This window comes from Ureibacillus suwonensis (genome assembly GCF_042655065.1).
Taxonomy (GTDB): Bacteria; Bacillota; Bacilli; order Bacillales_A; family Planococcaceae; genus Ureibacillus; species Ureibacillus suwonensis.
Genome location: NZ_JBHSNQ010000066.1, coordinates 1 through 7,355, shown reverse-complemented (window position 1 = coordinate 7,355; position 7,355 = coordinate 1). Strand labels below are relative to the sequence as shown.

Here is a 7,355-nt window from a genome sequence, read left to right as displayed (position 1 = left end):
CGTCCCAAGTAGATTGTCAAAGGCTCTTTTCACTTTGACAATCTACTTGGGATGTGGAACAATCCATGAATGGTTGTTGTGCAAAAAAACTTAATCTTTTTGTGTCCAAAAACTTGACGTAGATCCAAATATTAAGAATAAAGGATTCTTTCCTCTTACAAAAAGACTTAGTGGCAACAACTATTTTCTCCTTATAATGATGAAATTAGTCGGTTTGAAGCTTCTGGTGTTAAATGAGGGCTTTCACTAATATGGAACCTTTTTTCGAGTTATAGGCTAATATGTTCTTCTTTTACAAGGCTCTTAGAAAAAACTTTAACTAAAATTAGATTATCTCTCAAAAAATCTTCTATTAATTAGTTCTTAAACATACAAAAAGACCGTCAAAGTGACGATCTCATAGTATCCCATTTCCTTCTTTCTATTTATTTATTACTAAAATCTATCTCATAATACCTTTGGGAAGTCTAAAATTTTTTTGATTGATTCAATAAGATTTTTCCCATTGTTCATGTAACTTGTTTTTATAGTATATCCATCCATACTTTAATAGCTGTACCGATAATGAGAATCGCTAGAATCCACTTCAAAATAGCAGTGTTCATTTTTTTACCAACTTTCACTCCTAAAGGTGACGCAATCATACTTGCGACAATCATAATAATGGCTGGCAAGTAATCTACTTGCCCTGTTGATAGTTTCCCTACTGCACTTCCTATCGATGAAATAAACGTAACAGCTAAACTTGTTGCAATGGTCATGCGAGTTGGTATTTTTAATACGACAAGCATTATCGGTACAAGGAGGAAACCACCGGCTGCTCCAACAATCCCTGAACCAATTCCCACTATGAGAGATAAAATCGTTGCAAGTAGTTTATTGAAAGTGACTTGTTCTAACGGGATATCATCAATTTGCTTCTTTGGAATAAACATCATAATTCCGGCGATTAACGCCAAGATTCCGTATACAATGTTAACACCTTGTTCCGAAAAATAGGATGAACCAAAACTTCCGATGATACTTCCTATTAAAATTCCACTTCCCATATAGAAAATAAGGGATTTATTTAAAAAGTTACCTTTTCGATATGCCCAAACACCAGCAAGAGAAGCAAAGAATACTTGTACAGCACTTATCCCAGATACCTCATGAGCTGTAAATGCGGTAAAGCCTAATAAAGAAGGGATATACAAAAGCATTGGATATTTAATAATCGATCCACCAATTCCAACCATCCCTGAGATAAATGACCCAACAAATCCTATTGCAAATATGGTTAGAATCCAAGCAATGTCCATGTTGATACCTTCTTTCCAGAAGAGGTGACACCCTCTCCCGAATGTCACCTCTCCTCTTTATCGATTCGTTATCCCTTTTTAATAATGAATTTGATTACATCCGCTTCAATCGATTAATCTAATATTTCATGTCCACTTGATTTAGCCCAAGCAGGAAAGTCAGATAGTGCGCCTTTGTCTGTCACATGCACTTCTAACACTTGACCTGTCGCTAACGTATCCATTGCTTTTTTTGCCCGTACAATCGGGAGTGGACAAGATAATCCTTTTGCATCTAACACTTGATTGACTTCCATTTCAAACGCTCCTTTTTAATTCTCATTAAAAAGGGGGAGTTTATCATTCTCCCCACCTGTTTCATAATTAACGTACCGCACAACGGTTTGGACCGATTTCCATTTCCATTTGTTCTTCTTCGTCTGGTGTCAATTTCCCCATATTTACTTGACGAATTTCTTGGTATGCATTTGGTTGTGGTGGCAAGTTTTCTGTTACTGTCTTACGGAATTCTTCTTCACTTTCAATATTTAAACCATGGTTTTCCGCAAATAGATCCCCTAAACGTTTTGCAACTGTTCCATCTTCATTCAACTCATCAATAATCATGAAGTGTGCAGGCAATACAATTAAATCTTCCGCTAACTCACGATAACGGCGATAAAGCGTTTCGCGAAGATCGCCTACCCAATCCTCAGCACGTCCTGCTAAGTCAGGTCGACCGATGGAATCAATGAATAAAATATCTCCTGTTAATAAATACTTGTTATCTACGATGAAGGAAGTTGAACCAATTGTATGACCTGGTGAATACAGAGCGCCTACTTCAATTTTGGAATTCCCAACCTTCACTGTTAAACCATCTTCCAATGGATTATATTCATAAACCACCTCATCTGCATCTTTTGGTGGTAAATAATATTTCGCCCCTGTTTCCTTTGCAATATGGCGTCCTCCGGAGATGTGGTCCGCATGTAAGTGTGTATCAAATACGTGGGTAATTTCCACATTTTTTTCTTTCGCAAAGTTGATGAACACATCTTTAAAACGAACTGCGTCAATAATGGCGGCTTCACCATCAGAAATGACCATATAAGATAAGCAGCCTTTCCCTAGACGAACAAATTGATACAGTTCACCTCCATTAGTCAAATCACCTACTTTAATTGGCTCGAGGTAAGAGCTCCAAGCTTTCATACCACCCTCAAGGTAGTACACATCGTATCCTGCATCTGAAAGCATTTCCGCAACCATGACAGAAGAGCCCTCTTTCGCACAAACAACTAAAATATCTTGATCGGACGGTAATTTTGGAAGAATTTCTTCCACACCATCTAATAATTCAAAGTAAGGTACATTTAAATATTCAAATCGGTGTCCTTCAATTTTCCAATCTTCAAAATCTTCTCTGTTTCGTACATCTAAAATAAATAATGGTTGATTTTCGATTACTTTACGAGCTACTTGTGCTGATGTCATTTTTTGAACTGCCATTCCACTTACCCCCTGCAGGTATATTTTTGTCATTTGAAGTGGAAGAGTAATCCCTTCCACTAAAGAATGGAATAAAACAAATGATTAAAACGTTAATGTTGGTGCAGCATCTTTTGCAAACTCAAGGAATGTAACTGCGCCACCTACATCAATTCCATCAATAAAGTCTTCTTTCGTTAAATTCATAACATCCATTGTCATTTGACAAGCGATTAATTTTACTCCCATCTCTTTTGCCATTTCTACTAATTCCGGAATACTTGGAACATTTGCTTTCGCAAATCCTTCTGCATAATGTTCTTTTCCTTCTGGAAGTGGCAATTGTTTCATCGCTTTTTTATGAATCAAGTTCAGACCCTCAAATGTAAAGAAGATCGCTACTTCTTTCTCTGTAGCAGCTGCTGCCGTTGCGATATTAAATACCTTATATGCATCAAATAATCCACCATTACTTGCAATAATTGCAACTTTATTAGACATTTTTCAAACCCCTCCGAATTTATAATTTTTTTATTAAATCGCCTTTCCAAGCACTCATTCCTGGTAAGACGTTATAAACTTTTGTAAAACCTTTTTCTACTAATTTTTGAGCAGCTAAATCACTGCGTGTACCTGTTCGACAAATGACATAGATTTCCTTGTCTTTGTCTAATTCATCTAAACGGTCTTCTAATTCCCCCATTGGAATGGATATGGAGCCTTCAATATGACCAAAAGCGTATTCCACTTCTTCTCGAACATCTAGAAGAATTCCGCCATTTTTCACTCGACTCAGAACTTCATCATTCGAGATTGTATGTTCAAATTTCTTTTCAACAACTTGCTCATTACATTTACGAATGTAATGAAACAGCACGCCATTTTCTTCAAACATACCGATATATTGATGTCCAACACTGTCACACCATGCTTTTAAGTCGGCAATTGAACCTTTATCGGTCGCTTTCACTTCTAATACTTGGCCTTCCTCGATACCTTCCATTGCCTTTTTCGTCTTCACAATCGGCATTGGACATGAAAGCCCCGTACAATCTAACTGTACATGTGCCTTTATCGACATCTCAAAACCTCCAAATACCTAATAGGGTATTTTATTTTAGAAAAATTTTTTGTTGAATATAAAATCAAAAATTTGCCGTCATGGAATCTTTTTTCTTCATGTATGGATAAATATTTTATTACAGAAATTGTTTTTTCTTCTAATGTTGAATAGAACTCCAACACAAATTAGAGCAAAACTTGAATTGACAACAATACATTATCTTAAGATAGATGATTTGAAACCTCCTTTTCCCTTTCTTTGTTACTCTAACGATATCATATACCCATTAGGGTATAATGTCAACGCTTAAATATTATTTTTACTGTTTTTAAAAGATTAACTAAAATTTCCAATACTTTTGTACAATTCCGTAAAGGAAATGTAGCCCTTAAAAGAAGGGAATTCTCTATTCAAGTCGTAAAATTGTTGATGGTAATTAATTTTTGTAGTGTTTGGCAATTAAGGTTATGCATAAATTTTTGCATATTTGACGCTTTACATGATGGCGGGCATGATAGGCTACTTTGCCTTGCAAAGTCCAAATATAATTATGGCTTGCCCCCTTTGCAAGAAATCATGCCCGCAAAGGCTCCATGTCAAGCGATTATAGATGCGAATAATTATTCAAGATATCGAATAAATTTAATTGCCATTTCATGCATTTTTTAATTGCCCAAAACAGTAAAATTGGAAAAATATCAAACTTTATTGAAAAATCATATATTTTTTAATTCCCTTTATTTATCATTCCACTTAAGGGTGATACGATTGAAATGGCTAAAAATATTACTTGCTTTAATTGTAATTGGAATTTCATCATACGGCTTAGTCACGAATGATTATTCATATAACTTCTTGTCTATTTTCTTCCTCGGGGTATTTTTCTTAATATTGGGGTTTGAAAACTTGAAGAATAAAAAAAGTCAAGGGGTTAGCATTTTTTCTATCATTGTGTCGATATTTTTGTTTTTCGTAACATGTATTTCATTCTTTTAAATTGTAAACGCTAAATCCTTTTTTATATTGACAAAAACACAATAATTTCTACGCCTTTTCTTTCACATAGCTGTTGTGTATGGCAAAATAAAAGTGCAGAGCTTTGCAAAGGAAAAATGCAGGCTCTATAATATTTGCTGTTGGTGGATACAACCAGCACCATTTTTTTACACAAAAAACGAGACATGTGACAAACTCTGGTAAAATGTAATCGAACAAAACCTCATTTTCCAAAGGAGTTGTGTCACATGTCTCACCATCATTCTATACGAAACCTACTCAATATAAAAGACAAAAATATCACATTTGATGAAAATTTTTGTTCTACCGAAACGATCAAAAAAGCTACTATCAACCAAATGTTCACTACCTTCCAAAGCATTTGTGTTTTGATGAGTTTAAATCAGTGAAATCCGCAGCTGGAGCGATGTCCTTTATTTTCTGCGACTCTGAAACGGGGGAGATTGTGGATATCGTGGAGGACCGGAGATTACATGTCCTCAAAGAGTATTTCTTACGGTATTCCAAGAAGGCGAGAGATGCGGTAAAAACGATTGTCATCGATATGTACAGCCCTTATATTTCCTTAATCCAAGAAGTTTTCCCTAAAGTGGTGTGAGCGTCAAGTAAAATGTTACAGTTTTTGATAAATTATTTTTTACACTTTTGATGATTCAAAAATAGAGGTTCTATGTTTCATTCGATAACTATCACCATTTAAGTGAATGATCTCAGCTCGATGAATGATTCTATCCAATATAGCTGTTGTTATCGCAGGGTCCCCCAATAATTCACCCCAATCTTTGGGTGCCTTATTGGAGGTTAGTATAATTGAAGATTTATTGTATAAATCATTAATTAGATGAAAAAATAGATTAGCCTCATGTTGATCCATGGCCATAAACATTAAATCATCAATAATTAACAAATTTGCATCGCGTATTCTCTTCATTCGTGTCTTTGATTTTCTTGAAATTTCTTCTGTTTTTAGTGTATGGACTAAATCACCCATCGATATAAACATTACTTTATATCCTTGATGAATTGCTTCTAATCCTAAACCTATGGCCAAATGAGTTTTACCCACCCCAGGTGGTCCCAGAAAGATTATATTGTAAAGCTGTTCGATCCAAGTTAATTCTTTTAATTGATTAAGCTGTTTTCTACTTAATGACCGCTGTTCATCCAAATTGAATTCATCTAGTGTTTTGTGACTTGGAAAAGCAGCCCATTTTAATCTTCTTTCAAGTAGTTTTTCTTCTCTTCGTTTTTGCTCGTATTCTAAAATACTGTTTAAAAAACCTAAATAAGATTTATCATGCATTTCGGCCTCTTTAACTAGCGTAGGTAAATATTGAGATGCTTCCGACATACGCAATGATTTTAAACGTTCTTGAGCTATACTTAAATCACTCATTTGTCAGCCTCCAATACAGTTAAGTATTCATCGATATCCCTTTGTGGTGTTGATATATAGTAAATCGATTCATTTTGAACATCTAAAGGTTTTATCGGCACATTACACTGTTTATCACTTTTTGTAATGTAAACTTGTCGTTGCCGTTCAATATACTTAACCATATCGACAAAATCTGTTGCACTAAAAAGCTTCTTTTGAAAACATGCTGTTAATGCTTGTTCAATAATTGCTTGCTGTTCGGTACTTTTTACGATTCTTAATATCATTTGGAATTGATCCCGAACATACCTTGGGTATTTGGTTCGGATTTCTGCTAAATATGACTTGGCTAATTCATAATCATCAAAATAACTTGCCACAGTTTCTAATAATGCATCGATTCCTTTGGAACGATCTCGGGTATGATGTCTGTCCTGAATTAATTTGCCCTTTCCAGGACTGATTTTATGTTTTGCGATTAATAGGCCATTTTCAGATGCGTAAATATATAAGTACCCATCTTTTGTAGAAATATTAACGTAAGCGTAAAATAACGCCCACGTGTTTTTTCGTGGGCGTTTATTATATGCTCTATTTAGTTTTATTTGGTACGCGACATTCTTCTGGAATTGTCTTCGACCAGGGAAGGAGTTGATCGATGGCTTCTACATCATTGTGATCTATCAATGGTAATTGTTCGAAAAGATAGGTTAAGTAGTTCAATGGATTTAATTGATTCTCTTTAGCTGTTTCGACAATGCTATAAATAATAGCGCTGGCTGATGCACCTTTCATCGATTGTGCAAATAGCCATGCCTTCCGGCCCATCACGAATGGTTTAATCGATCGTTCCGCACGATTATTATCGATTTCAAGTCGACCATCTTCTAAAAACACTATGAGCTTACTCCATTGATTTATACAATATGTAATTGCCTCTCCCAATTTGCTTTTTGGGGGAACTTGAGGGCGTTTTGTTTTTAGCCATGCCAAAAAAGAGTCTAACACAGGTTTACTGTGTTCAAGACGGTATTCTTTGCGCTGTTCGGGAGTACAGTTCTCAAATTTTTCACTGATTTGTCTTTCAATCTGGAATAATTGATTACAGAATTGAATTCCTTCTGCA

The 7,355-nt window shown here is 35.3% G+C and carries 9 protein-coding genes and 1 pseudogene; 2 read left to right on the top strand and 8 right to left on the bottom strand.

What is annotated here, in order from left to right; genetic code table 11:
• Window positions 1-524: 524 nt before the first annotated feature.
• From ACFPOH_RS07660 to ACFPOH_RS07640, 5 genes are all read right to left on the bottom strand, one after another.
• The gene (locus ACFPOH_RS07660; protein WP_390309325.1) at window positions 525-1,301 is read right to left on the bottom strand and encodes a sulfite exporter TauE/SafE family protein; all 777 of its coding nucleotides are present in this window, start codon (window positions 1,299-1,301) and stop codon (window positions 525-527) included.
• Window positions 1,302-1,414: 113 nt separating this feature from the next.
• Window positions 1,415-1,597 carry a sulfurtransferase TusA family protein gene (locus ACFPOH_RS07655; RefSeq protein ID WP_390309324.1) on the bottom strand — a complete coding sequence of 61 codons (183 nt, stop codon included), beginning with the start codon at window positions 1,595-1,597 and terminating at the stop codon, window positions 1,415-1,417.
• 67 nt (window positions 1,598-1,664) lie between these two features.
• Window positions 1,665-2,792, bottom strand: a complete 1,128-nt coding sequence (locus ACFPOH_RS07650; protein WP_340705157.1) for an MBL fold metallo-hydrolase — start codon at window positions 2,790-2,792, stop codon at window positions 1,665-1,667.
• Between the two features lie 84 nt (window positions 2,793-2,876).
• Window positions 2,877-3,272 (bottom strand): DsrE/DsrF/DrsH-like family protein, encoded by a 396-nt coding sequence (locus ACFPOH_RS07645; protein ID WP_390309323.1) that lies wholly within the window; start codon window positions 3,270-3,272, stop codon window positions 2,877-2,879.
• Between the two features lie 19 nt (window positions 3,273-3,291).
• Window positions 3,292-3,852, bottom strand: a complete 561-nt coding sequence (locus ACFPOH_RS07640) for a sulfurtransferase TusA family protein (protein WP_141603362.1) — start codon at window positions 3,850-3,852, stop codon at window positions 3,292-3,294.
• A 741-nt stretch (window positions 3,853-4,593) separates the two neighbouring features.
• Between ACFPOH_RS07640 and ACFPOH_RS07635 the strand changes: the two genes are divergently transcribed.
• Both ACFPOH_RS07635 and ACFPOH_RS07630 read left to right on the top strand, forming a co-directional pair.
• A complete protein-coding gene (locus ACFPOH_RS07635; protein WP_390309326.1) occupies window positions 4,594-4,830 on the top strand; it encodes a DUF3953 domain-containing protein in 237 nt (78 codons plus the stop codon).
• Between the two features lie 361 nt (window positions 4,831-5,191).
• Window positions 5,192-5,437 (top strand): annotated as a pseudogene (locus ACFPOH_RS07630) (transposase); the annotation flags it as partial.
• Window positions 5,438-5,488: 51 nt separating this feature from the next.
• On the opposite strand, the gene istB reads toward ACFPOH_RS07630, so the two are convergent.
• The 3 genes from istB to ACFPOH_RS07615 all read right to left on the bottom strand — a co-directional run.
• Window positions 5,489-6,247, bottom strand: a complete 759-nt coding sequence (gene istB, locus ACFPOH_RS07625; RefSeq protein ID WP_390309322.1) for an IS21-like element helper ATPase IstB — start codon at window positions 6,245-6,247, stop codon at window positions 5,489-5,491.
• Window positions 6,244-6,516: a hypothetical protein gene (locus tag ACFPOH_RS07620; RefSeq protein ID WP_390309321.1), complete on the bottom strand. Its 273-nt coding sequence runs from the start codon at window positions 6,514-6,516 to the stop codon at window positions 6,244-6,246. Before ACFPOH_RS07620 ends, istB begins: the two co-directional genes overlap by 4 nt.
• A 304-nt stretch (window positions 6,517-6,820) precedes the next feature.
• On the bottom strand, window positions 6,821-7,355 hold a 535-nt coding region (locus ACFPOH_RS07615; protein ID WP_390309320.1), incomplete at its 5' end, for an IS66 family transposase.